Genomic DNA, 23525 nt, shown 5'->3' on the forward strand with positions numbered 1-23525 from the left:
CGCCCCCAGACCCCCGCCGTCGCCGTGCCCCCCGCGCTACGTGAACCGCTTCGCCGCCCGCTCCCCCTCCAGCGGCGGAGCCGTGAGTGCGCCGTGGGTGCGGCATTCCGGGCGACGGCAGTCCGGGGGGAGGGAGCGTACGGTCGTGAAGGCGACCGCCGCGCCCACCGCGAGGACGCCGGCGCACAGGAGCATCGCGCGGTGGAAGGCGCTGTCGAAGGCGCCCGGCGAGCGGTAGGCCTCGGGGCCCATCCCTGCGAGCAGGGGCAGCGCGGCCACCGCGACCAGGCCGGCCGCGCGGGCCGCCGCGTTGTTGACGCCGCTGGCCAGGCCCGCCCGGGCGGTGTCCACCGAGGCCAGCACCGTGGAGGTCAGCGGTGCGACCAGGGTGACCATGCCGGTCCCGAGGACGAGGAGGGCGGGCAGGACGTCGGCGGCGTACGAGGCGCCGGGGCCGACCCGCAGCATCAGCAGCATGCCGGCCGCGCACAGCAGGGGCCCGACGGTGAGCGGGATGCGCGGGCCGATGCGGTCGGCGAGGGCGCCCGAGCGGGCCGAGAACAGCAGCATCATGGCCGTCGTCGGCAGCAGGGCCGTACCGGCGGCGAGCGGCGACCAGCCGACGGCGACCTGGAGCTGCAGCGCGGCGAGGAAGAAGAAGCCGCCGAAGGCCGCGTACACGCACAGGGTGACCAGGTTGACGGCCGTGAACTGGCGGGAGGCGAAGATGTCGAGCGGCATCATCGGGTCCGGGTGGCGCTTCTCGACGTACACGAAGGCGACGGCCGTCAGCACGCCGACGACCGCCGTCAGGGCGACGGCAAGGGAGCCCTGGCGGGCCTCGATGAGCGCGTAGGTGATCAGGGCCAGCGCGAGGGCGCCGAGGAACGCGCCGAGGACGTCGAAGCGGCCGTGGCTGCGGCTGTCCCTGGACTCCGGGACGTGGCGCACGGCGATCGGCGCGCACAGCAGCGCCAGCGGGACGTTGAGCAGGAAGACCCAGCGCCAGCCGGGTCCGTCCACCAGCCAGCCGCCGAGGAACGGGCCGACGGCCGCGCCGATGCCGCCGAAGCCGGACCACAGGCCGACCGCCCGCCCCCGGTCGTCGGGGTGGAAGGAGGCCTGGATCAGGGCCAGCGAGCCGGGGGTCAGGAGCGCGCCGCCGACGCCCTGGAGGGCGCGGGAGGCGATCAGCACCCCGGCGTTCGGAGCCAGGCCGCACAGCAGGGACGCCGTGGCGAACCACACCACCCCGATGACGAAGACCTTGCGGCGGCCGTAGTGGTCGCCGAGGGAGCCGCCGAGCAGGATCAGCCCGGCCAGGGTCAGCATGTACGCGTTGACCGTCCACTGCAGGGCGGCCAGGTCGGCGCCGAGGTCACGGCCGATGCGCGGCAGGGCGACGTTGACGACGGTCGAGTCCAGCATCGCCATGCTGGAACCGAGGACGGTGGTGAGCAGGATCCACTTGCCCTGCGGTGAGGCCAGCCGGACGTCGGGCATGCCCCAGGTATACAGCGAGCCCGGCGCCTTTGGGCAGGCGCCGGGCTCGCCGGGGACGATCGCGACGGGTTACTTGATCTTGTTGCCCGCCGAGCGCAGGTTCTGCGTGGCCTCGACGACGCGCGCGGCCATGCTCGCCTCGGCCAGCTTGCCCCAGGTGCGCGGGTCGTAGGTCTTCTTGGAGCCGACCTCGCCGTCGACCTTCAGGACGCCGTCGTAGTTGCGGAACATGTGGTCGGCGACCGGACGCGTGAAGGCGTACTGGGTGTCCGTGTCGATGTTCATCTTCACCACGCCGTTCTCCAGCGCGGTGTGGATCTCCTGCTCGGTGGAGCCGGAGCCGCCGTGGAAGACGAAGTCGAACGGGGACTGCTTGCCGAACTTCGCGGCGACGCCCTCGTTCAGCTCCTTCAGCAGCTCCGGGCGGAGCACGACGTTGCCCGGCTTGTACACGCCGTGGACGTTGCCGAAGGAGGCGGCGAGCAGGTAGCGGCCCTTCTCGCCGAGCCCGAGCGCCTCAGCGGTACGGATCGCGTCCTCGACCGTCGTGTACAGGGAGTCGTTGATCTCGTGGGAGACGCCGTCCTCCTCGCCGCCGGTCGGGGTGATCTCCACCTCGAGGATGATGTTGGCGCGGCGGGCCTGCTCGAGCAGTTCCTGCGCGATGGCCAGGTTGTCGGCGAGGGTCTCGGCGGAGCCGTCCCACATGTGCGACTGGAAGAGCGGGTTGCCGCCGGCCTTCACGCGCTCCTCGGAGATCGCCAGCAGGGGACGTACGTACCCGTCGAGCTTGTCCTTCGGGCAGTGGTCGGTGTGCAGCGCGACGTTGACCGGGTACTTCTCGGCGACGATGTGCGCGAACTCGGCGAGCGCGACCGAGCCGGTCACCATCTCCTTGGCGTACTGGCCGCCCAGGAACTCGGCGCCGCCCGTCGAGATCTGGACGATGCCGTCGCTCTCCGCCTCCGCGAAACCGCGCAGGGCCGCGTGCAGGGTCTGGGTCGAGGTCACGTTGATGGCCGGGTAGGCGAACCTGCCTGCCTTCGCCCGGTCCAGCATCTCGTTGTAGACCTCGGGAGTTGCGATGGGCATCTGTCCGCTCCTTGTATCTGCGGGTTGACGTTCGGCGTACTACGGCCCTGACCTAGACCTTGGGGATGACGTCATCGTCGGCCCCATCTTTCCAGACGCCGCCGGATGCTTTGCCCGCCCTGTCCGGCTTGTGGACAACTCGGTCCTTGTGGATGACTCAGTCCAGACCGAGGTCGTCCTTGGAGTAGGCGAAGAGGTACGGCACCCCTGCACCCTCCTGGATCTTCTCCGCGGCACCGGTCGCGCGGTCCACGATGGTCGCCACGGCGACGACCTCCGCACCGGCCTCGCGCACCGCCTCGACGGCGGTCAGCGGGGAGCCGCCGGTGGTGGAGGTGTCCTCGACGACGAGCACCCGCCGGCCCTTGATCTCCGGGCCCTCGACCCGCCGCTGCAGCCCGTGCGCCTTGGCCGCCTTGCGCACGACGAAGGCGTCCACGCGCCTGCCCCGGGCGGCGGCCGCGTGCAGGATGCTGGCCGCGACCGGGTCGGCGCCCATGGTGAGCCCGCCCACGGCGTCGTACTCCAGGTCGGCGGTCAGGTCCAGCAGCACCTGCCCGACCAGCGGGGCGGCCTCCCCGTCCAGGGTGATGCGGCGCAGGTCGACGTAGTAGTCGGCCTCCAGCCCCGAGGAGAGGGTCACCCTGCCGTGCACCACGGCCTTGTCCTTGATCTGCCGCAGCAGCTCGCCACGCACGTCGGTCGTCATGCCTGCCAGCTTAGACAGCTTGGAGGCGACGCCAAGTCCAGGTCGTCGAGGCTTCGAGGGGCTCCAGGAGCGTCACCAGCCGGGGCGTGCTGTTCAGCCCGTCCGGCGGCCCGGTCTGCGGCTCCACGCACACGGCGGCCTCCTGCTCGTCGTACACGACGACCCACTCCTCGCGGCTGGTCACCGTCAGCTCCAGCTGCCCGGGCCAGGTGAGGGTGACATCGACGCCGCCGGGCATGCCGAAGCAGTCGTCCCAGGGGCCGGGGCGAGGCTCGATCCGGTTGCCGGTGGGCAGATGGTCCTCGCCGCGCTCCTCCTGCCAGGCGGGCGTGAAGTCGAGGCGCACGTCCTCGCCGCCCAGGTTGCGGTTGAACCAGGGGTGCCAGCCGATCTGCGCCGGGAAGGAGGAGTCGTACGCCTCCACGGCCGTCGTCAGCGTCAACGAGTCGGGCGTCAGCGCGAACTGCTGGGTGACCAGCCCCGGGTAGGGCCAGGGCGCGACCAGCTCGTACGTGATCACCGCCTCGTCGTCCTGCACGCGCGCGTGGCGCCACGCTCCGTCGCGGACGGTGCCGTGGATGGCGTGCGGCGGGGAGCTGAGCGGCATCTGGTGCACGGTCGCCCCGTCCCGGAACCGGCCGTCCCGGATCCGCCCGCACCAGGGCACCATCGGGAAGCACCCGAACCGCTCCCCCTGCCGCAGCAGTTCGACCCCACCGACCCGCAGCCCCCCGACCCGCCCACCGTTCCCCGGCCGGATGACCACCTCCGCGTCACCCGCGGTCAACGTGATGATGTCTTCGTCACTCACGGGACGACCCTACTGGGATGATCGCGACCGAGGCGGTCCTTCTGAGCGCCGGTCGGATCAATCAGTCCGTCGGGCACGTCTGGACGCCGGTCGCGACTATCAGCCCGTCTGGGGGTGCCCCCTCTGGGGGAGTTTGAGGACGAGGCCCTTAAGCGCCGTTCGGGGGTCCAGGGGGCGGAGCCCCCTGGACAGGGCCGAAGGGGCAGCAGCCCCTGGTGACGGGACGGGTAGGGGCGGCGGGGGCGAAACACCCCCCTCAACGACGCCGCCGCAACACCCGCCCCACCACGATCGCCGACGCCACCACCACAGCCGCCGCCGGAGCCGCCCACCGCAGCGTAGCCGACCCCTGGGACGCCCCCTCCGGAGCAGGAACCGGCGCATACCGCCCCCGCGGCGGAGCATGATCGACCTCCTCCGCACTACGCCCGATCATCGTGCGCCGAGCATGGGCCGCCTCCGCGGGCGGCTCGCCGAAGCCTTCGGAAGCACCGGCACCGACCTCGTCCCCGTCGTCAGCCACTGGCTCCAACGACGGCGGCGGCACATCCTCCGCATCCGGCGTCGTCTCGAAGTCGTCGGTCACCCTGTCCTCGAACTCCCGCGTGACCATGGGCTCGGGCCCCTCAAGCACCTCGGTCCCCTCGTCACCCTCGGCCGCGCCCAACACCCCCAAGTTCTCCGCGAAACGGTTCAGCAACCGCGCTGCGGCCGAGCCCACCGCCTCCGCAGGCAACTCCGTCACCCGCCCGTCCGCCGACACGGTCCCCTCGAAGGCCAGTGAACAACCCCCCTCCGCCTCCCGCACGCGGAGCGTCAACGCGAGCTTGACCGAGCCGCTGCCCCGCGTCTCCGTGGCGTCACCCTCGACGGCGTACGAACCGTCCTGCCGCGCGGTGACACGGACCGCCCCCCGATAGGTGACCGAGTGGCTGCCGACGCGCAGTTTGAGCCGCCCGGAGACGGGTTCGCCACCGGCGTCCTGCTGGAGGCCGGGAACCGCCCGAGCCACCCGCGCGGGATCGGCGAGGGTCTCCTCGAGCCGACGGACCGGAACCGGAACGAACACCTCATGCTCCATGTCGGCCGAGCCTACCCAGCGGTCCGCGCCCCGCACCCCCGTTGACCGAAAGTGACGCGGCCGGTTCGACCGGATGCGGGCGTACGCGCGCGTGCCGGTCAGTCGGCGTACCGCGGGTCCACCAGCGTCGACGGCGGCAGGTCGGGGAGGCGGTGACGGGTCGCCGCGCGGGCGTCCGCCGCCAGGGACGCCGGGGTGAGCGTCCGCGGGCGCGGGGCCTGCGGGTCCAGGCCGAGGCGGGGCGTGGTGGCGACGGCGGCCAGCAGGAAGCCCCAGTCCCTCGGTGCGCGGGAGGCGAGCGCGGTGCGGTCGGGGCTGCCGGCGAAGCCGCCGTCGCGGCGGCCCACACGGTAGGCGACGGCGCGCAGTCCGGCGGCTCGCAGGGTCGCCTCGACGGTCCAGAACACCCGCGGCCGGGTGGCGCACGGCCCCGCGTGCACCACCAGCCGCCCGCCCGGGGCCAGTACCCGGCGGGCCAGGCCGTAGAACTCCTCGGAGTACAGCTTGGTGCTCGCCGTGATGCCGGGGTCGGGCAGGTCCGAGATCACCACGTCGTACGCGGCCGCGGGCGCGGTGCGCAGCCAGTGGAAGGCGTCCTGAGTCGTCACGCGCATGCGTGGGTCGTCGTAGGCGTGGCCGTTCAGCTTCGACAGCGCCGGGTCGTGCCGGGCCAACCGGACGACCCCCGCGTTCAGTGCGACGACGTCCACCCACCGCACTCCGGGGTGCCGCAGCACCTCGCGGGCGGCCAGTCCGTCGCCGCCGCCGAGGATGAGCACGCGCGCGTGGGGGCCGTCCATCGCGGGGTGGACCAGCGCCTCGTGGTAGCGCTGTTCGTCGCGTCCGCTGACCCGCAGGCGGCCGTCGAGGAAGAGGTCGAGGGGCCGGCCGTGCGTACCGCCGGTGAGGACGACCTCCTGGGTGCCGGTCTGCTGCGCCACGCGGACGTCCGCGCCGTACACCGCGTGCCGTGCGGCCCGCTCGAAGTCGTCGACGAGGGCGGCGGCGGAGGCGAGCAGGCCGAGGACGGTGAGGTTGGCGACCAGCAGCGTCCACCGGGCGCGGCGGGTCAGGTCGCGGCGGAAGAGGCCCAGGACGAGGGTGGCGCCGGCGATCGCGTTGACGGCGCCGGTGAGCAGCGCGCCGGTCAACTGGCCGAGCAGCGGCAGCAGCAGGAACGGGAAGGCGAGGCCGCCGACCAGTGCGCCGACGTAGTCCGCCGCGAACAGGTCGGCCACCGCGCCGCCCGCGTCCTGGCGCCGTACCCGCTGGATCAGCTCCATCAGCAGCGGCACCTCGGCGCCGATCAGCAGCCCTATGGTCAGCGAGAAGGCCACCAGCAGCCAGCGCGGGCCGCTCGCCCACAGACCGCCCCAGTCGCCGGTCCAGGCGAAGACGGCGTACAGCGCCATGGCGCTGCAGCCGCCCACCAGGGCGAGGGTCGCCTCGATGGCGCCGAAGCCGACCGCGGCCAGCCGGCGCAGCCGTTTCGCCGCGAGCGAGCCGATGCCCATGGCGAACACCATGACCGACAGCACGACCGAGGCCTGGGTGACCGAGTCGCCGATCAAGTAGGAGGCCAGGGCGACCAGTTCGAGTTCGTACACCAGTCCGCAGGCCGCGCAGACGAACACGCAGGCGAGGACGAGGAACCGCCCGGTGGCGGGCCGCACGGGCAGCCGCGCCGGGCCGCCCCAGGGGGGTGGTGTGCCGGGCGGTGCGGGTGCGTGCGGTTCGATCACGACTGCGACGTTACGTCACTGTGGCATCACCCTTCGTCACCCACACGTGTGGAACTGGCGGCCGATCGGGCCCCGAGGGGTTTGAACCCGTCACCGGACGAACGGAGTTGCCCCGCCCCCACCCGCGCCCCCACCCGCGTCCACGTCGCCACCAACTGCCCGTCCTGCGGGTAGGCGTGCCAGGTCCGCCACTGGACCTGACCCTCCTGGTGCTGGGCCAGCAATGCCGTGAACGCGTGCGGGCTGCCCGGGAAGACGCCGGCCAGGCCGTGCGGGTGGTCACGGACCAGGGCCAGCAACTCCTGGGCGCGGCCCGCGAAGGAGCCCGGCGAGAGGACCTCGACGCGCGCGGCGAACTCGTACTCCCAGTCGCCGACGCGCTTGGCCACGCCGAGCGGGAGGGGCGTGCTGCTGCCGGGGATGCATGCCACCGTCTCCGAGCAACTGCCCCGTTCCTCCTCCAGGAGCACCTGGTGGGACGCGCCGAGGAGTCTCAACTGGAGAGCCGCCCCCGCCAGTTCGAGGTCGAGCGTGGCGAGGGCCGGAAGCGGCTCACGCCCCAGGGCCCAGGCCAGGTCGGCCGCGCGCGTGTCGGTGTACGAAGTGTTCAGGGTCGTGAGCATGGGTCGGCTCCGCTGGCACGCAAAGAAAGGGTGGTGTGGGGTTCCGGCACACCCGGGCGACTGTGGGGGGGATCGGCCCGGTCAGCCCAGTCGGGAGGTCAGGGGGTGTCCGCATGACGTCCGAGGGGCTGCGTTGGTGATTTAGAGGGAATCATGAACTGTGACGCCGCCACAGCGTTTTTACCCAACTTCGTGGGGTTTCCATCCCTCAGGGGGCTCCCCAGCTCAACTGTTCAACCACGGCGTACGCCACGTCGGCCATGGCGTGCGCCGGGGCGCGGTGACGAGGGGACCCACCGCATTCGCGCCGATCCGGCGCTCGACAGGTACGCGTCAGCGACGGAGGTTGCCGGTCGTGGCCCAAGAGAGAGAGGGTGGGAGGTATACGTCTGGTCTCAGCTATGGCCGGACGAGCCAGACGACCGCCAGGAGTCTCCAAGTATGACCATCGACCCGTCCTCGATTCCGAACTTCGGGGGCCAGCCCGAGCCGCAGCCCCAAGGACCGGCGGGCCCCGTCATTCCGGATCAGGACCTCGTGAAGCAGCTCCTCGACCAGATGGAGCTCAAGTACGTCGTCGACGACGAGGGTGACCTCGCGGCGCCGTGGGAGCAGTTCCGGACGTACTTCATGTTCCGCGGTGAGGACGAGCAGCAGGTCTTCTCGGTGCGGACGTTCTACGACCGGCCCCACAAGATCGACGAGAAGCCCCAGCTGCTGGAGTCCATCGACGACTGGAACCGGCGGACCCTGTGGCCGAAGGTCTACAGCCACACCCACGACGACGGCACCGTCCGTCTCATCGGCGAGGCGCAGATGCTGATCGGCACCGGCGTCAGCCTGGAGCACTTCGTCTCCTCGACGGTCAGCTGGGTGCGGGCGGCCATCGAGTTCGACAAGTGGCTCGTGGAGCAGCTGGGCCTCGAGCAGGAGGTCAACGAGGCGGAGGGCCCCGAGGACGACGAGGAGTAGTCCGCCGTCCGCCGCTACAACGGCATGTGGGCGGTCACCAGCAGGTACGCCCCGTAGCAGTACGAGAGCCCGGCCAGGGCGCCGACCACCACGGTCGCGTGCCAGGGCCGGGCTCTCGCCGTGCGGACCAGGGCCCGGGCGAGGGGGATGAGCAGGGGGAAGGCCGGCAGCAGGAAGCGCGGCTTGGACTCGAAGTAGCCCGAGCCGCCGAGCACGACCAGCAGCAGGACACCGCTGTAGACCAGCAATGGGAGCGGCGCGCGGTCGGCGAGCAGCAGGGAGTACAGGACGACGCCCGCCGCGATGATCATCAGGGCGATCGGGAAGATGAAGCGGTCCCCGCGCACCAGCAGGTGGTGGATGAAGTGGAGCGAGCCGCGGCCGAAGTCGAACCGCGAGCCCCATTTGCGCTGCACCTCGAAGTAGCCGCGCAGCGGTTCTCCCGCCTTGTGCCCGACCCACAGCACGTAGGCCAGCCATCCGGTCGGCGCGAGCGCGGCCCCTGTCCACAGGCTGTGGGTGACGGGGCGGCGCTGCCTGAGGCGCTGCCACAGCTCCCAGGCGGCCGCCGCGAGCACCGCGGCGGCGACCGCGAAGGCGTTGGGGCGGGCCAGGCCCGCCAGTGCGGCCAGGGCACCCGCCCACAGCCAGCGGCCGGTGAGCACCGCGTACAGCGCCCAGGCGGCGAACGCGGTCAGCACGGGCTCGGTGTACGCCATGGACAGGACGACGGAGTGCGGCAGCACCCCCCACAGCAGGACCAGCGCGGTGCCGACGGCCCGTCCGTACAGCCGGGCGCCGACCGCGTAGATCCCGCAGGCGGCCACGGCGGCGGCCGTCCACGACACCACCAGGCCGGCCGCGCCGCCGCTCAGCGGGGTCACGGTCGTCACGGCGCGGACCAGCGCCGGGTAGAGCGGGAAGAAGGCCATGTCGCTGAAGACGCGTCCGGGGCGCAGGTGCTGGGTGCGGACGTAGCCGTGCGCGGCGATGCCCAGGTACCACAGGGAGTCCCAGGACCGGCCGAGCAGCGCGAGCGGGTTCTTGCCGGCCGCCCAGGAGACCAGGGTGAGCGCGGCGACGCCGAGCATGCGGGCGGCGAGGAACAGCCCGACGGCGGCGCTCATGGCGGTCGCCGGGGACCACCGGGCGCGGTCCTTCGTGTCGGGAGCCGGTTGCGTGCGGGGGCGGGGGGCGAGGGTACTGACGTGGGTCACACCGGAACATTGCCTGGTAAAACGGTCATTTGCATACGTTGTGCCGCCGGGTGAGTACGTTTTCGTGGCGTACGGCGTGGCGGCGTGACGTCTCAGGCCGGCGCGTCTCAGGCGAGCGCCTTCAGCCTCCGCGCCGCCTCCTCCAGCACGGAGGTCCGCTTGCAGAACGCGAACCGCACGAACGGGGCGCCCGCCTCCCGGTGGTCGTAGAACACCGCGTTCGGGATGGCGACGACCCCGGCGCGCTCGGGCAGGGCGCGGCAGAAGGCGAAGCCGTCGCTCTCGCCGAGGGGGCGGATGTCGGTGGTGACGAAGTACGTGCCGGCCGTCCGGAAGACCTCGAAGCCCGCGTCCGCCAGTCCCGCCGCCAGCAGGTTCCGCTTGGCCTGCATGTCCTCGCGGAAGGCGGTGAAGTACGACTCCGGGAGGGCGAGGGCCTCGGCGACGGCGTACTGGAAGGGGCCGGAGGACACGTACGTCAGGAACTGCTTGGCCGAGCGCACCGCCGAGACCAGGGCGGGCGTGGCGGTGATCCAGCCGACCTTCCAGCCGGTGAAGGAGAAGGTCTTGCCGGCCGACCCGATGGTGACCGTGCGCTCCCGCATGCCCGGGAGGGTCGCGAGCGGCAGGTGCTCGGCCTGGTCGAAGACCAGGTGCTCGTAGACCTCGTCCGTGACGACCAGCAGGTCCCGCTCCACGGCCAGCTCGGCGATCGCGGTGAGCTCCTCGCGGGTGAGGACGGTGCCGGTGGGGTTGTGCGGGGTGTTGACCAGCAGCAGCCGGGTGCGGTCCGTGACGGCGGCGCGCAGTTCGTCGAGGTCGAGGCGGAAGCTGCCCTCGTACGGCCGCAGCGTCACCGGCACGCGCGTGCCGCCCGCCATGGCGATGCAGGCCGCGTAGGAGTCGTAGTACGGCTCCAGGGCGATCACCTCGTCGCCGGGCTCGAGGAGCGCCAGCAGCGCCGCCGCGATGGCCTCCGTGGCGCCCGCGGTGACCAGCACCTCGGTGTCGGGGTCGAACGACAGGCCGTACCGGCGTTCCTGGTGCGCGGCGATCGCGGTGCGCAACTCGGGGATGCCGGGGCCCGGCGGGTACTGGTTGCCGCGCCCGTCGCGCAGCGCCCGTACGGCGGCCTCGCGGACCTCCTCGGGGCCGTCGGTGTCGGGAAAGCCCTGGCCCAGGTTGATCGAACCGGTCTGCACGGCCAGGGCCGACATCTCGGCGAAGATCGTCGTCCCGAACTCGGCGAGCCTGCGGTTGAGGAAGGGGCGGGTGCTGGAGGTCATGCGGGTCATCCTGCGCCCAAGCTCTGAAGTTCCTCAACTCTGCTTTGGCCGGTGGGGCGGCCGGGCATCCCCGCTGCACGCAAGGAACGAGGCGCCCACGGGGGGTCGCTTCGGGGGACTCGGAAGGACGGTGACGAAATGTTCACCGGATTCGTCGTGGCGGTGATCGTGCTCGCCATCGTGGGCGTCGTGGTGGCGACGGCGCGCGCGGGCGCACGCGGCAAGGGGGACCTGGGGGGCTCGTCGAGCGGCGGCAGCTGGTGGGCCGGCGACGGCGGTTCCTCCCCGGGCGGCGGGCACCACTCGGGCGGCCACCACTCGGGAGGGCACCACGGGGGCGGCCACTCGTGCGGAGGTGGTCACTCGTCCTGCGGAGGCGGGGGCCACTCGTCCTGTGGCGGCGGGGGCGGCTGCGGCGGAGGCGGCCACTGAGAGGGGACACGGCCCCGGGGCGTTTGCCCGGGGCCGCGTCCGTTCTCCAGCGCAAGCCGCCGGTTACAGCGTCTTGCCCGTCGCCGGACCGACGATCAGGCCCTCTCCGAACGCGTCCACGCGGACCGTGTCGCCGTCCTTGACCTCGCCGGCCAGGATCTCCTTGGCGAGGCGGTCGCCGATGGTGGTCTGGACGAGGCGGCGCAGGGGACGGGCGCCGTAGGCCGGGTCCAGGCCCTCCGTGGCGAGCCAGTCCAGGGCCTCCTCGGTAACCTCCAGGGTGAGGCGGCGTTCCGCCAGCCGCGCCGCCAGGCGGTCGATCTGCAGGCGCGCGATGCGCCGCAGTTCGGGCTTGGTGAGGGCGGAGAAGACGACCAGGTCGTCGAGGCGGTTGAGGAACTCCGGCTTGAAGGACGTCCGGACCACCTCCAGGACCTGTTCCTTCTTCTCCTCCTCGCTGGTCAGCGGGTCCACCAGGAACTGGCTGCCCAGGTTGGACGTCAGCACCAGGATCGTGTTGCGGAAGTCGACGGTACGGCCCTGACCGTCCGTCAGGCGTCCGTCGTCCAGAACCTGGAGCAGGACGTCGAAGACCTCCGGGTGCGCCTTCTCCACCTCGTCGAGCAGGACCACGGTGTACGGGCGCCTGCGCACCGCCTCCGTGAGCTGGCCACCCTCCTCGTAGCCGACGTAGCCGGGGGGCGCGCCGACCAGGCGGGCGACGCTGTGCTTCTCGCCGTACTCGGACATGTCGATGCGGACCATGGCCCGCTCGTCGTCGAAGAGGAAGTCGGCGAGGGCCTTGGCGAGTTCGGTCTTGCCGACGCCCGTCGGGCCCAGGAAGAGGAAGGAGCCGGTGGGGCGGTCGGGGTCGGAGATGCCCGCGCGGGTGCGGCGGACGGCGTCGGACACCGCCCGGACGGCCTCGGTCTGGCCGATCAGGCGCTTGCCCAGCTCCTCCTCCATGCGCAGCAGCTTCTGCGTCTCGCCCTCCAGGAGGCGCCCGGCGGGGATGCCGGTCCAGGCGGCGACGACGTCGGCGATGTCGTCGGAGCCGACCTCCTCCTTGACCATGGTGTCCTTGGCGGCCTCCTCCTCGGCCTCGGAAGCGGCCTCCAGGTCGCGCTCCAGGGCGGGGATCTCGCCGTACAGCAGCTTGCTGGCGGTGTCGAAGTCGCCGTCGCGCTGGGCGCGTTCGGCGGTGCCGCGCAATTCGTCCAGCTTCTCCTTGAGTTCACCGACGCGGTTGAGGGACTGCTTCTCCTTCTCCCAGCGGGCGGTCAGGCCCCGCAGCTCCTCCTCCTTGTCGGCGAGGTCGCGGCGCAGCTTCTCCAGGCGCTCGCGGGAGGCCGGGTCGGTCTCCTTCTCCAGCGCCAGCTCCTCCATCTTCAACCGGTCGACGGCGCGCTGGAGTTCGTCGATCTCGACGGGCGAGGAGTCGATCTCCATGCGCAGCCGGGAGGCGGCCTCGTCGACCAGGTCGATGGCCTTGTCGGGGAGGAAGCGGGAGGTGATGTAGCGGTCGGAGAGGCCGGCGGCGGCGACGAGCGCGCTGTCGGCGATCTGGACCTTGTGGTGGGCCTCGTAACGGCCCTTGAGGCCGCGCAGGATGGCGATGGTGTCCTCGACGGTGGGCTCGGCGACCAGCACCTGCTGGAAGCGGCGCTCCAGGGCGGGGTCCTTCTCGATGCGCTCGCGGTACTCGTCGAGCGTGGTCGCGCCGACCATGCGCAGTTCGCCGCGCGCCAGCATGGGCTTGAGCATGTTGCCGGCGTCCATCGCGGAGTCGCCGCCGGCGCCCGCGCCGACGACGGTGTGCAGCTCGTCGATGAAGGTGATGATCTGGCCGTCCGAGTCCTTGATCTCGGCCAGGACGGTCTTCAGCCGCTCCTCGAACTCGCCCCGGTACTTCGCCCCGGCGACCATCGCGCCGAGGTCGAGGGCGACGAGCCGCTTGTCCTTCAGCGACTCGGGCACGTCCCCCTTGACGATGCGCTGGGCGAGTCCCTCGACGACGGCGGTCTTGCCGACGCCGGGCTCGCCGATGAGCACGGGGTTGTTCTTGGTACGGCGCGACAGCACCTGTACGACGCGGCGGATCTCCTGGTCGCGGCCGATGACGGGGTCGAGCTTGCCGTCCCGGGCCGCCGCCGTGAAGTCGGTGCCGAACTTCTCCAGGGCCTTGTACTGGCCCTCCGGGTCGGGTGTGGTCACCCGGCGTCCTCCCCTCGCCTTCTGGAAGGCTTCCTGCAGCTTCTTGGCACTGGCCCCCTGCCCGGACAGCACGTCACCGGCCGGACCGCCCTTGGCTGCGATGCCGAGGAGCAGGTGCTCGGTGGAGAGGTACTCGTCGCCGAGGTCGCGGGCGCGCTCGGTGGCGTCCGCGATGACGGCGAGCAGCTCGCGGTTGGGCTGCGGGGGCGCGACGGTGGAACCGGTCACGCTGGGCAGCCCGGCGAGGATCTTCTCGGCTCCGGCGCGTACGGCCGCCTGGTCGGCGTCGACGGCGGCCAGCAGGTCGGTGATGTTCTCGTTGTCCTGCCCCTGGAGCAGTGCGAGGAGCAGGTGGGCTGGGGTGAGGTCGGGGTGCCCCTCGGTGACGGCACGGTTGCTCGCCGCATTGATGGCGTCCCGGCTCCGGTTGGTCAGCTCGGCGTCCACGGTCGCGCTCTCCTCCTGCCACGTTCTCCAGTTGCTGACTCAGTCAGCGTACACAAAGTTGAGTCTATTCCGCTCAAGGCAACAGCAGGAGGTTCCGTGGGAATAGGTTTCCGGGCATGGCGACCCACACCCAGGACCCTCGCGACCCGGACCCCGCGTACCTCACCTTCTGGCGGGAGAGGCATCTGTGCACGCTGACGACTCCGCGTGCGGACGGCAGCCCGCACGTGGTGCCCGTCGGGGTCACCTACGATCCCGAGGCCGGCCTGGCGCGGGTCATCACGAACAAGTCCAGTACGAAGGTGGCGAACGTCGCGGCGGCCGGGCCCGAGGGGGCGCGGGTGGCCGTGTGCCAGGTGGACGGCCGGCGCTGGGCGACGCTGGAGGGGCGGGCGGTCGTCCGCACCGACCGGGAGCGGGTCGCGGAGGCGGAGCGGCGCTACGCCGAGCGCTACGAGCGCACTCCGGCGCCGAACCCGGATCGCGTGGTGATCGAGATCCGGCTGACGCGGGCGATGGGCCACGGGTAGCCGGGAAGGTCCGCGCAAACTGCAGCGGCGGCACCGTGTTCAGGTCACGGTGACGCCGCTGCGGGGGGAAGCACCTGAGCGAACTGTTACGACGGGGGATTCGCGTCAGGCACTGCGGGGGGTGGCTGAGATGGTCCGAACATCGGGGGTTTCCGGTTCCACCAGCCGGTGGTCTCGTTGGTCCAGGTTCACGAAGATCATTCCGTACCGGACAGCGCATCGCACGGGCTGCGGCGCCCCCCGAGGCCGCCGCAGACACCGGTACGCCCGGACGTCCTCCTCCTCGTCCCGCGTGACGACCACCGGCTCTCCGAAGACGGTCACCATCAACGAGTCACCGGAGTGGGGGATCGCGGTGACGAGGTCGATGAAGTGCCATCCGGAGCGGTAGGCGGTGGCCATCTCGCGGCGGAAGGAGCGGTCGTCGGGTGGAGTGGTCATGACCGCACGGCCCACGTGCTGTCGGCGGGCGCGACCCAGGTGCTGTCGCCGGGCGCGGTCCATGTGCTGTCACCCGGGACGTCCGACGCCCTGACGACCCACGTGCTGTCGCCGGCAGCGGCGGCGGTCACGGAGGTCGTGCGCCACGTGCTGTCCTTTGCGCTGTCGGCCTTGGCCCCCGCGAGCCCGCCCAGCGCTCCGAAGGCCACGGCGGCGGAGAAGGCGGCGACAAGCGCCGAGCGAAGCATTCTCTTATGCATAGTCGGCTTCGTCCTCATGTGAAGGTCACCTCTCCCCCGTCCGAATACGACGATGGCCCATTCCGGCACGTCATGGCCACACAATCGATGCATCATGTTCCTGCACGTTCAGGACCCTGGGGGGTGGAGATTTGGCGATAAATGAGACTAAGCGGACACATCCCCACGGTGTGACCGACCTGTGCGAGGACGGGCGCCGTCTTTACGGGAACGCTCTCCGGACGGGACGCGTATCCCGTGCGGATGTGGAACCTGCGCCCTGTTTGATGGAGTTCGCCCTCCTTCATCCCGATCCCGACGACCCGAACTGGCTCCGTCCGGTACCCCCTTCGATCGCCCTGGCCCAGCGGCTGAACCCGATCGAGCAGCAGATCACCCAGCACCGCCGCCGGTCGATCGAACTCGCCGATGCTTTCGAGCCGTTCATGGGCATCAGTGCCCAGCCCACGGCGACCACGCACTCGATCACCGTGCTGGAGGGTCTCGACCGGATCAACGCGGCCCTCGACCTGGCCACCGCCCAGTGCCACACCGAGATGCTCACCGTCCAGCCCAGCCGCAGACGCCTCGAACACACCCTCGCCCAGGGCCTCAACCGCGACCGGCCGCTGATCGAGCGGGGCTGCCGCATCCGCACCCTGTACCAGCACCCCGCCCGCTACAGCCCCGAGACGCTGGCGTACGTGGCCCAGTTCACCGAGGGCAAGGTCGAGTACCGGACGATCGACGAACTCGTGGAGCGTCTGATCATCTGCGACGAGACCGTGGCGTTCATCCCCACCCGCGACGACGGGGAGGTGGCCCTGGAGCTGCGTCACCCGGGGCTGGTCCGCTATCTGATCAAGGTCTTCGAGTTCATGTGGGCCCGCGCGGTCCCGCTCAGCGCCGGCGCCCCCTACGAGACGGCGCCGGACGGCATCACGGAGATCCAGCACTCCATCGCCAAGCTTCTGGTCGAGGGCCATGTCGACGAGGCGATCGCGCGTCGGCTCGGCATGAACGTCCGCACCTGCCGGGCCCACATAGCCAAGCTCGCCACCGCCCTGGGCAGCGGCAGCCGGGCCCAACTCGGCTTCCTCATAGCGCAGTCGGGGATCCTGAAACAGGAACCCGATGTCTGAGGGCGGGCCCTCGTGACGGCACCGGCGCACCGGCACGGCCCGGAGGAGTTGTGCGAGCCGGGCCGGGAGCTGTACGGCCGTGCCCTGCGCGAGGGGCAGGTGAGCGGTACGGAGGCCGAGGCGGCGCCCTGTCTCGTCGACTTCGGCCTGCTGCGCCCCGCCGCGACCGACCCCGGCCGGCTGGAGCCCGTCGCCCCCGCCGTGGCCCTGCACCGCCTGCTGAGCGACTCGGCGGACCGCGTCGCCGACGAGCGCCGGCGCGAGCGGCGGCTGACCGAGACGTTCGAGCCGCTGCTGCGAACCGGCGGCGGCACCACGCCGGCCGATCCGCCGACCCTCGCCTTCCTCGCCGGAGTCGACCGCATCAACGAGGCCATCACCGCGGCCATGGCGGACGCCTCCCGCGAACTGCTCGCCATCCAGCCCTACGACGGCCGCAACCCCGCCGGGCGCCTCGCCAGGAGCCTGGAGCGCGACCAGGCGTTCCTCGACCGCGGCGGCCGGATCCGCACCCTGTACCAGCACACCCAGCGCCACTCCCCCGCCGTGACGGCCCGTTACGAGCAACTGCGCGGCGACGCCGAGGCCCGCACCCTCGACCAGGTCCCCGAGCGCCTCGTGGTGATCGACCACGCGGTCGCCTTCGTCCCCGCGAACAAGGCGCGCACGCTCGCCCTGGAGATCCGCCACCCGGTCCTCATCGGCCACTTCGCCGTCACCTTCGACCGGCTCTGGCACCTGGCGACCCCGATGCACCCCCGGGCCGTCCCCGAACCCGCCCCGGAGGGCATCACCCCCCGCCAGCGCGCCGTCGCCACCCTCCTCGTGGAGGGCCACACCGACGCGGTGATCGCGGAGAGGCTCGGCATGAACGTCCGCACCGCCCGCGTTCACATCGCCAAGCTCGCTGCGACGTTGGGCAGCGAGAGCCGCGCCCAGCTCGGCTATCTCATCGCACGGTCGGGGATCCTTGACCGGGAAGGTTCACGGCAGGAGTGACCTCCGCCGGTCGACGCGGACCGTCGAGCCCCACCTGCGCGATCCGCACCCCGAGTTGGGTACGGCTCGCCGCGCCGAGCGTCTCCGACAGGCGGGCGATGTGCGCCCTGCAGGTGCGGACGCTGATGCCGAGCCGCTCCGCGATCACCGCGTCCTGGTGGCCCTCCGCCAGCAGCGCGGCGATGGACTGCTCGCGGTGCGAGATGCCCTCGATGCCGGTGTCCGGGAGCGGGGCGGTGAGCGGGATGCCCAGGCGCCACAGGCGTTCGAAGACCGTCACCAGGTAGCCGACCAGGGCCGGGTGGCGCAGTTCCAGGGCGAGGGTGCGATCCGCGTTGGCGGGGATGAAGGCGACCGTGCGGTCGAAGAGGATCAGCCGGTCGATGACCTCGTCGAGGGTGCGTGCCTGGACCGTGTTGCCCATCAGCTCCAGGTAGTTGAGCAGACCCTGCCCGTGGCGGGCCACGTGCGTGTACAGGTCGCGCATCCTGACGCCCCGGGTGCGCAGTTCGAGCGCCCGGTGCAGGCCCTCGGTCAGTTCGTGCTCGGGGCGGATGCCGCCGGGCTGCACGGTGAGCACCTCGGTGGTGCACGCCTGGGTCGCCTCGTCCATGGCCGCCTGGATACGGGAGAGCCCGTCCAGGACCCGGATCGCCGTTCCCTCGGCCGAGTTGGCCTGCATCGCCGGCCCCAGCCCCGCGTACCACTCGACGGCGGCCACCGCCGAGCCCACCCGCCGCTGGCTCGCGCTGACCTCGTCGTGGACGCCGCGCAGCAGCCGCGTCATGACCTCCTGCGGGGACGTCGGCACCAGCCAGCCCATGTCGTCGGGGTCGGGGTGCAGCAGGGCCAGCTCCAGCAGACAGGGCACCGACTCGGCGTCACAGCGCGGTACGCGGCCCCGCCGTACGGCCCGGGAATACACACGATCCCCGGCCTCGCACAGTCGGTCAGCACCGTGTGGATGCTCGTCCGTCCCGTGCCCGGCCATCACCCATTCCACCCCCGGTCCCGGCGTCTTCCGCAGCGCAACTATGCGCGGACACTCCCGGCTCCGCAACACGGCTCCCGCCAACCCGGGCGCCGAAAACTCCCTGTACGCCCGGGTATTTCCGCCCCACCGTCCGTCGGGTCGCAACAAGCTGAGGGGGCTGGGGTCCTTCTGACGGATCTCCGCGGAGAAAGGAGCGGCGTCGTGGGGCCCCCGCTCGCGCGCAGCCGAGAGTGAGGGAGTGCGTGCCGGGGGTCGCGACGCCCCGGAGATCCGTCAGAAGGGCCCCAGGACCCGCCACCCCGGAGGGTGTCCTTCCGCGCAAGCTGCCGGAAACGCCTCAGTGATCGTCGCGTTACGTACCGCCTCTAACGTCCCCTCATGGCGGACATATTTGACGCGTACGCGTTGGCCGACGCGTGGGACGAGATGTTCGAGCGGCCGGGTGAGGTCAGGACCGCCTACGAGCCGGTGCTGGCCGCACTCCAGCCGATCGAACCGAGTGAACTGCGCTTCCGGGCCGACCAGATGGCCCGGGCGTTCACCGACAGGGGCGTGACGTACGCCTTCGCGGGCGAGGAGCGGCCCTGGCCGCTGGACCTCGTGCCCAGGATCCTCGACGCCCTCGAGTGGGATCTCGTACACAGGGGGGTGAGTCAGCGGGTCAGGGCGCTGGAGGCCTATCTCGCCGACGCCTACGGGCACTGCCGGGCCTTCGAGGACGGTGTCGTGCCCTGGCGGCTGCTGCTCAACTCCCCGCACTTCCACCGGGCCGCGCAGGGGGTCGAACCGCCGGGCGGGGTGCGCATCCACGTGGCCGGAATCGACCTGGTGCGGGACGAGGCCGGGGACTTCCGGGTGCTGGAGGACAACGTGCGGGTGCCCAGCGGGGTGTCGTACGTCATCGAGAACCGCAGGGCCATGACCCGGATCTTCCCCTCCCTCTTCGCCGAGCAGCACGTGCTGCCGGTCGACGGGTACTGCGGCCGGCTGCTCGCCGCCCTGCGCGCCGCCGCTCCCGACGGGGTCGACGATCCGAGGGTGGTGGTGCTGACGCCCGGGCCCAGCAACGCCGCCTACTTCGAACACGCCCTGCTGGCACGGCTGATGGGCGTGCAGCTGGTCGAGGGGCACGACCTGGTGTGCCGCAACAACCGGGTGTGGATGCGCACGACGCGCGGGGAGGTGCCGGTCCATGTCGTATACCGGCGCCTGGACGACGACTTCCTGGACCCGCTGCACTTCCGGCCCGACTCGGTGATCGGCTGCCCCGGGGTCATGGGCGCCGCGATGGCGGGCAACGTCACACTCGCGAACGCCGTGGGCAACGGGATCGCCGACGACAAGCTGCTGTACACATACGTGCCGGACCTGATCCGCTACTACCTCTCCGAAGAACCGGTTCTGCCGAATGTCGAGTCCTACCGGCCCGACGAGCCGGGCCAGTTGGAGGCGGTGCTCGACCAGATCGACCAGTTGGTGATCAAGCCGGTCGACGGGGCCGGCGGTCAGGGGATCGTCATCGGACCGAAGGCCGACAAGGCCACTCTCGAACGCACTCGCAAAGCAGTCGCCGCCGACCCGCGCGGCTTCATCGCCCAGCGGCCGGTCGCCCTTTCCACCTCACCCACCCTCGCGGGCGAGCGCATGGCGCCGCGCCACATCGACCTGCGCCCGTTCGCCGTGAACGACGGCAGCGAGGTCTGGGTGCTGCCCGGCGGGCTCACCCGGGTCGCCCTGCAGGAGGGCAACCTGATCGTCAACTCCAGCCAGGGCGGCGGCTCCAAGGACACCTGGGTGCTCGCCGAAGGCCCGGCCGAGCAGCCGGCACCCGAGCCGGACACCACGATCCCGGCCGTCGCCCCGCGCCGGCTCGGACCCGACGGCACCCGCGCGGTCGTACAGGAAGGGGCGCAGCAGCAGTGAACGACGTGATCCTCTCCCGGATAGCCGAGTCCCTGACCTGGACCGGCCGTTACGTCGAGCGGGCCGACGCCACCGGCCGCATCCTCGACGCCTATCTGCACCGCATGCTGGAGGACCCCTGGCGCGACGAGGACGCGGCCTGCCGGTCGCTGTACGCGATCCTCGGCATGGCCGCGGACGGCGACCGCGTGGACATGCAGCAGGTGCTGGACCAGCTGGCCTTCGACGCCCGCTCCACGGGCTCCATCGAGGGCGCGCTGGGCGCGGCCCGGCTCAACGCGAGAAGCGCCCGGGAGGCCGTCTCCTCGGAGATGTGGGAGTGCCTGAACTCCACCTGGCACGCCCTGGCCGACCAGCGGCTGGCGGCGCGCCGCACGGGCCCGTACGCCTATCTGGAGCTGGTCCGCAGCCGGGCCGCCCTCTTCTTCGGCCTGGCCGACTCCACCATGAGCCGGGACGACAGCTGGCGGTTCGTCGTCCTGGGCCGGAGCCTGGAGCGGGTGGACATGACCGTACGGCTGCTGTCCGTGCGGGTGCTGGACGCCGCGCACGCGCCCGACTGGCCGACGCTGCTGAGCGCGTCCGGCGCCGACGAGGCGTACGCGCGCGTGTACGGCGGTTTCGGCGACACCCCGCGGGTGGCCGAGTTCCTGCTCCTGGACCGGGAGTTCCCGCGCTCGGCGCTGCACGCGCTGACCACGGCGGAGGACTGCCTCACCGCCCTCGGGCGGCCCCGCCAGGACCCTGCGCGCCGTCCGATCGGCCGGCTGCGCACCCGCCTTGAGTACCTGGACTCGCAAGCCCTCGAGGACCAATTGCCCACCCTGCTGCGGGACCTGCAGCAGGCCTGCATGGCGTCCGCGGACGCGGTGGCCGAGCGGTTCTTCCCCTACCAGGGGCCCGTCGAGTGGGCCCAGGAAGGAGCGTGAGCATGACCCGCCGGCTCCGCATCAAGCACACCACCCGCGTCTCCTACGCCCAGCCCGCGGCCTCCTCGCACAACGAGGTCCGCATGACCCCGCTGACGCTGCCCGGCCAGACCACCCTGGACGCCCGGGTCACCGTCAACCCGACGACGCCCACCTGGTCGTACTGGGACTACTGGGGCACCCAGGTCACCGGCTTCGACCTGATGGACCCGCACGGGAACCTCACCATCACGGCCTCCAGCCTGGTCGAGACGTCCCCGCCGAGCCCGCTGCCGGCCGCGCCCGGCTGGCCGGACATCGCCGAACGCACGGCGCACTCCCGGCTGCTGGAGTTCGCCGGCCCGACGGGCCGTACGACCGTCCCGCCCCGGCTGGTGAAGAAGGCGCGGAAGGCCGCCGCCGGCCTGGACCCGCACGAGACGGCGCTCGCGGTCTCCGCGCTGGTCGCCGACCGGGTCTCCTACCTCCCCGGCGCCACCAGCGTGAACACCTCGCCCGTCGAGGCCTGGGAGCAGGGCGCGGGCGTCTGCCAGGACATCACGCACCTCACGATCGCCCTGCTGCGCGGCGTCGGCCTGCCCACCCGCTACGTCTCCGGCTACCTGCACCCCGAACGCGAGGCCGAACTGCACCGGCCCGTCGCCGGCCAGAGCCACGCCTGGATCGAGTACTGGGCGGGCGACTGGTGCGGCTACGACCCCACCAACCGCGTCCGCGCCGACGAGTCCCACGTCGTGGTGGCCCGCGGCCGCGACTACGACGACGTGACCCCGCACAAGGGCGTCTACCGGGGAGTCGCGGGCGGACCGCCCGAGGTGTCGGTGGAGTTCACGCGGGTGGCGTGAAGCGTCACTTCAGGCCGACCGCCGAGCACTTCGACTTGTAGGCGCCGGTGCAGATGTCGGAGACCGTGTAGATGCCGTCCGCGACGACCGTCGACTTGATGGTCTTCGCGGTCAGGGCGCTCACGGTGACCAGTTGGGCGGGGATGCCCTTGTTGGTGGGGCTGTCCACGCTGTCCGCGGTGAGGGCGTCGAACTGGATGTCCTTGCCCTGCACCTTGAACACGGCCATCTGGGCGGCGGCGTCGGCCTCGTCCGGGTAGGGCTTGTAGACGGTCATGTACTGCTCGCCGGAGAGGATGCGCTGCACCGCGTCGAGGTCCGCGTCCTGGCCGGTGATCGGCGGCATCTTGGTGACGCCGGCCGCCTTGAGGGCCTTGACGATCCCGCCCGCCATCGCGTCGTTGGCGGAGTAGACCGCCGCGATGTTGTCCTTGCCCATCGCGTCGACCGCCTGGGTCGTCTCCTTCTGGGCGATCTTCGGGTTCCAGTCCTTGGTGTCGTAGGACCGCGCGACCGTCACCTTGCCGTTGAGCTCGGACATGGCACCCGCCTTGAACTGCTTGGCGTTCGGGTCCGTCGGCGAGCCGTTGATCATGACGACCTTGGTGGAGGTGTCGGCGTTCGGGCCCAGCGCGTCCAGCAGCGTACGGGCCTGCACCTCGCCCACCAGCTCGTTGTCGAAGGAGACGTAGGCGGCGATCGGGCCCTCGGCGAGGCGGTCGTAGGCGATGACCGGGATGCCGGCGTCCTTGGCCTTCTGCACCTCGCCGGCGATGGCGTGCGAGTCGACGGAGTCGAGCACGATGATGTCGACCTTGTCGTCGATCATCTTCTGCATCTGCTGCGCCTGCTTCGGGGCGGACGACCCGGCGTTGGCGTAGTCGACCTTGCCCTGGTTCTTCGTGAGCTCCAGGATCTTCTTCTTCATGATCGGGTAGTCGAAGTTGCTGTACCGGGTGTTGATGAGGTCCGGCATCAGGACGCCCACGGTCATGTCGTTGCCCTTGGTCGGGGCCGCCGAGGAGCTGCTCCCCGAGATCCCCAGCACGCCGCAGCCCGCCAGCGAGAGGGTCAGCGTGGGCGCTGCCACGGTTATGGCGATACGACGCATGGAACTGCTCACTGGGCTGCTCACTTCTGATGCCTTCGGGTGCCTTTGGGGAGATGTCTGAAAAGACAACGCGGCCCCGCCCCCGGGCGTCAAGCGGAACCACTTAACGAGTGCGCAACGCCACGCTCCGCTTGTGGTGTGAAGATGTGGCACAACCCCCTCCAAAGGGCCTTTACGGACCGTTCAGATTCCCCACGGTTCCCGATCATGTCATCCCCGAACACCGGTGCGGAACCGACCATG

The 23525-nt window shown here is 71.4% G+C and carries 22 protein-coding genes; 8 read left to right on the plus strand and 14 right to left on the minus strand.

Annotated elements, in window-relative coordinates:
• Nucleotides 1–36: 36 nt before the first annotated feature.
• The 7 genes from ACIRVK_RS16010 to ACIRVK_RS16040 form a co-directional block, all read right to left on the minus strand.
• Nucleotides 37–1503: an MFS transporter gene (locus ACIRVK_RS16010; protein ID WP_404247269.1), complete on the minus strand. Its 1467-nt coding sequence runs from the start codon at nt 1501–1503 to the stop codon at nt 37–39.
• Nucleotides 1504–1572: 69 nt separating this feature from the next.
• Nucleotides 1573–2595, minus strand: a complete 1023-nt coding sequence (gene fbaA / locus ACIRVK_RS16015) for a class II fructose-bisphosphate aldolase (protein WP_404247271.1) — start codon at nt 2593–2595, stop codon at nt 1573–1575.
• A 157-nt stretch (nt 2596–2752) separates the two neighbouring features.
• Nucleotides 2753–3304, minus strand: coding sequence for an orotate phosphoribosyltransferase (gene pyrE / locus ACIRVK_RS16020; RefSeq protein WP_404247273.1), 552 nt, complete (start codon nt 3302–3304; stop codon nt 2753–2755).
• Nucleotides 3305–3314: 10 nt separating this feature from the next.
• Complete coding sequence (locus ACIRVK_RS16025) at nt 3315–4115, minus strand: aldose 1-epimerase (RefSeq protein WP_404247275.1); 801 nt, start codon at nt 4113–4115, stop codon at nt 3315–3317.
• A 256-nt stretch (nt 4116–4371) separates the two neighbouring features.
• Entirely contained in the window at nt 4372–5196 is an 825-nt protein-coding gene (locus ACIRVK_RS16030; RefSeq protein ID WP_404247614.1) for an SRPBCC domain-containing protein, read from the minus strand.
• Nucleotides 5197–5294: 98 nt separating this feature from the next.
• Nucleotides 5295–6938 (minus strand): polyamine aminopropyltransferase, encoded by a 1644-nt coding sequence (locus ACIRVK_RS16035; RefSeq protein WP_404247277.1) that lies wholly within the window; start codon nt 6936–6938, stop codon nt 5295–5297.
• Nucleotides 6939–6964: 26 nt separating this feature from the next.
• Complete coding sequence (locus ACIRVK_RS16040) at nt 6965–7561, minus strand: DUF2617 family protein (RefSeq protein ID WP_404247279.1); 597 nt, start codon at nt 7559–7561, stop codon at nt 6965–6967.
• A 441-nt stretch (nt 7562–8002) separates the two neighbouring features.
• On the opposite strand from ACIRVK_RS16040, the gene ACIRVK_RS16045 reads away from it, so the two are divergent.
• Nucleotides 8003–8533 (plus strand): YbjN domain-containing protein, encoded by a 531-nt coding sequence (locus tag ACIRVK_RS16045; RefSeq protein WP_404247281.1) that lies wholly within the window; start codon nt 8003–8005, stop codon nt 8531–8533.
• Between the two features lie 14 nt (nt 8534–8547).
• Here the strand turns inward: ACIRVK_RS16045 and ACIRVK_RS16050 are convergent, their stop codons facing one another.
• Both ACIRVK_RS16050 and ACIRVK_RS16055 read right to left on the minus strand, forming a co-directional pair.
• On the minus strand, nt 8548–9750 hold the full coding sequence (locus ACIRVK_RS16050; protein ID WP_404247282.1) for a hypothetical protein: 1203 nt from the start codon (nt 9748–9750) through the stop codon (nt 8548–8550).
• A 107-nt stretch (nt 9751–9857) separates the two neighbouring features.
• Entirely contained in the window at nt 9858–11045 is a 1188-nt protein-coding gene (locus ACIRVK_RS16055; RefSeq protein WP_404247284.1) for a pyridoxal phosphate-dependent aminotransferase, read from the minus strand.
• Between the two features lie 129 nt (nt 11046–11174).
• On the opposite strand from ACIRVK_RS16055, the gene ACIRVK_RS16060 reads away from it, so the two are divergent.
• Nucleotides 11175–11468 (plus strand): hypothetical protein, encoded by a 294-nt coding sequence (locus ACIRVK_RS16060; RefSeq protein ID WP_404247286.1) that lies wholly within the window; start codon nt 11175–11177, stop codon nt 11466–11468.
• Nucleotides 11469–11531: 63 nt separating this feature from the next.
• Here the strand turns inward: ACIRVK_RS16060 and clpB are convergent, their stop codons facing one another.
• Nucleotides 11532–14129 (minus strand): ATP-dependent chaperone ClpB, encoded by a 2598-nt coding sequence (gene clpB, locus ACIRVK_RS16065; protein WP_404247288.1) that lies wholly within the window; start codon nt 14127–14129, stop codon nt 11532–11534.
• A 116-nt stretch (nt 14130–14245) separates the two neighbouring features.
• On the opposite strand from clpB, the gene ACIRVK_RS16070 reads away from it, so the two are divergent.
• Nucleotides 14246–14659: a pyridoxamine 5'-phosphate oxidase family protein gene (locus ACIRVK_RS16070; RefSeq protein WP_404247290.1), complete on the plus strand. Its 414-nt coding sequence runs from the start codon at nt 14246–14248 to the stop codon at nt 14657–14659.
• A 105-nt stretch (nt 14660–14764) separates the two neighbouring features.
• On the opposite strand, the gene ACIRVK_RS16075 is transcribed toward ACIRVK_RS16070, so the two are convergent.
• Together ACIRVK_RS16075 and ACIRVK_RS16080 are read right to left on the minus strand one after the other, a co-directional pair.
• The gene (locus tag ACIRVK_RS16075) at nt 14765–15100 is read right to left on the minus strand and encodes a hypothetical protein (protein ID WP_404247292.1); all 336 of its coding nucleotides are present in this window, start codon (nt 15098–15100) and stop codon (nt 14765–14767) included.
• Nucleotides 15097–15348 carry a hypothetical protein gene (locus tag ACIRVK_RS16080; protein WP_404247294.1) on the minus strand — a complete coding sequence of 84 codons (252 nt, stop codon included), beginning with the start codon at nt 15346–15348 and terminating at the stop codon, nt 15097–15099. Before ACIRVK_RS16080 ends, ACIRVK_RS16075 begins: the two co-directional genes overlap by 4 nt.
• A 182-nt stretch (nt 15349–15530) precedes the next feature.
• Here ACIRVK_RS16080 and ACIRVK_RS16085 point away from each other — a divergent pair, with 182 nt between their 5' ends.
• Both ACIRVK_RS16085 and ACIRVK_RS16090 read left to right on the plus strand, forming a co-directional pair.
• Nucleotides 15531–16481 (plus strand): helix-turn-helix transcriptional regulator, encoded by a 951-nt coding sequence (locus tag ACIRVK_RS16085; RefSeq protein WP_404247296.1) that lies wholly within the window; start codon nt 15531–15533, stop codon nt 16479–16481.
• A 12-nt stretch (nt 16482–16493) separates the two neighbouring features.
• Entirely contained in the window at nt 16494–17480 is a 987-nt protein-coding gene (locus ACIRVK_RS16090) for a LuxR C-terminal-related transcriptional regulator (RefSeq protein ID WP_404247298.1), read from the plus strand.
• Here ACIRVK_RS16090 and ACIRVK_RS16095 read toward each other — a convergent pair.
• Entirely contained in the window at nt 17431–18471 is a 1041-nt protein-coding gene (locus ACIRVK_RS16095) for a LuxR C-terminal-related transcriptional regulator (protein ID WP_404247300.1), read from the minus strand. The two genes, ACIRVK_RS16090 and ACIRVK_RS16095, sit on opposite strands and share 50 nt — an antisense overlap.
• Nucleotides 18472–18852: 381 nt before the next feature.
• On the opposite strand from ACIRVK_RS16095, the gene ACIRVK_RS16100 reads away from it, so the two are divergent.
• From ACIRVK_RS16100 to ACIRVK_RS16110, 3 genes are read left to right on the plus strand one after another with little or no spacing between them, the layout of a single operon-like run.
• Nucleotides 18853–20397 (plus strand): circularly permuted type 2 ATP-grasp protein, encoded by a 1545-nt coding sequence (locus ACIRVK_RS16100; RefSeq protein ID WP_404247302.1) that lies wholly within the window; start codon nt 18853–18855, stop codon nt 20395–20397.
• A complete protein-coding gene (locus tag ACIRVK_RS16105; RefSeq protein ID WP_404247304.1) occupies nt 20394–21326 on the plus strand; it encodes an alpha-E domain-containing protein in 933 nt (310 codons plus the stop codon). Before ACIRVK_RS16100 ends, ACIRVK_RS16105 begins: the two co-directional genes overlap by 4 nt.
• 2 nt (nt 21327–21328) lie before the next feature.
• Entirely contained in the window at nt 21329–22171 is an 843-nt protein-coding gene (locus ACIRVK_RS16110) for a transglutaminase domain-containing protein (protein ID WP_404247306.1), read from the plus strand.
• Nucleotides 22172–22175: 4 nt separating this feature from the next.
• Here the strand turns inward: ACIRVK_RS16110 and ACIRVK_RS16115 are convergent, their stop codons facing one another.
• The gene (locus ACIRVK_RS16115; protein WP_404247308.1) at nt 22176–23282 is read right to left on the minus strand and encodes a sugar ABC transporter substrate-binding protein; all 1107 of its coding nucleotides are present in this window, start codon (nt 23280–23282) and stop codon (nt 22176–22178) included.
• Nucleotides 23283–23525: the final 243 nt, after the last annotated feature.

The organism is Streptomyces sp. NPDC101152, assembly GCF_044768275.1.
Taxonomy (GTDB): domain Bacteria; phylum Actinomycetota; class Actinomycetes; order Streptomycetales; family Streptomycetaceae; genus Streptomyces.

What these genes read in the sequence shown, in the direction of transcription:
- ACIRVK_RS16070 (WP_404247290.1), top strand. Translation starts at nt 14,246, where the DNA reads ATGGCGACCCACACCCAGGACCCTCGCGACCCGGACCCCGCGTACCTC.
- ACIRVK_RS16055 (WP_404247284.1), bottom strand. Translation starts at nt 11,045, where the DNA reads ATGACCCGCATGACCTCCAGCACCCGCCCCTTCCTCAACCGCAGGCTC.
- ACIRVK_RS16100 (WP_404247302.1), top strand. Translation starts at nt 18,853, where the DNA reads ATGGCGGACATATTTGACGCGTACGCGTTGGCCGACGCGTGGGACGAG.
- ACIRVK_RS16080 (WP_404247294.1), bottom strand. Translation starts at nt 15,348, where the DNA reads ATGCTTCGCTCGGCGCTTGTCGCCGCCTTCTCCGCCGCCGTGGCCTTC.
- ACIRVK_RS16095 (WP_404247300.1), bottom strand. Translation starts at nt 18,471, where the DNA reads ATGGCCGGGCACGGGACGGACGAGCATCCACACGGTGCTGACCGACTG.
- pyrE (WP_404247273.1), bottom strand. Translation starts at nt 3,304, where the DNA reads ATGACGACCGACGTGCGTGGCGAGCTGCTGCGGCAGATCAAGGACAAG.
- ACIRVK_RS16030 (WP_404247614.1), bottom strand. Translation starts at nt 5,196, where the DNA reads ATGGAGCATGAGGTGTTCGTTCCGGTTCCGGTCCGTCGGCTCGAGGAG.
- ACIRVK_RS16040 (WP_404247279.1), bottom strand. Translation starts at nt 7,561, where the DNA reads ATGCTCACGACCCTGAACACTTCGTACACCGACACGCGCGCGGCCGAC.
- ACIRVK_RS16010 (WP_404247269.1), bottom strand. Translation starts at nt 1,503, where the DNA reads ATGCCCGACGTCCGGCTGGCCTCACCGCAGGGCAAGTGGATCCTGCTC.
- ACIRVK_RS16060 (WP_404247286.1), top strand. Translation starts at nt 11,175, where the DNA reads ATGTTCACCGGATTCGTCGTGGCGGTGATCGTGCTCGCCATCGTGGGC.
- ACIRVK_RS16045 (WP_404247281.1), top strand. Translation starts at nt 8,003, where the DNA reads ATGACCATCGACCCGTCCTCGATTCCGAACTTCGGGGGCCAGCCCGAG.
- ACIRVK_RS16075 (WP_404247292.1), bottom strand. Translation starts at nt 15,100, where the DNA reads ATGACCACTCCACCCGACGACCGCTCCTTCCGCCGCGAGATGGCCACC.
- fbaA (WP_404247271.1), bottom strand. Translation starts at nt 2,595, where the DNA reads ATGCCCATCGCAACTCCCGAGGTCTACAACGAGATGCTGGACCGGGCG.
- ACIRVK_RS16115 (WP_404247308.1), bottom strand. Translation starts at nt 23,282, where the DNA reads ATGCGTCGTATCGCCATAACCGTGGCAGCGCCCACGCTGACCCTCTCG.
- ACIRVK_RS16110 (WP_404247306.1), top strand. Translation starts at nt 21,329, where the DNA reads ATGACCCGCCGGCTCCGCATCAAGCACACCACCCGCGTCTCCTACGCC.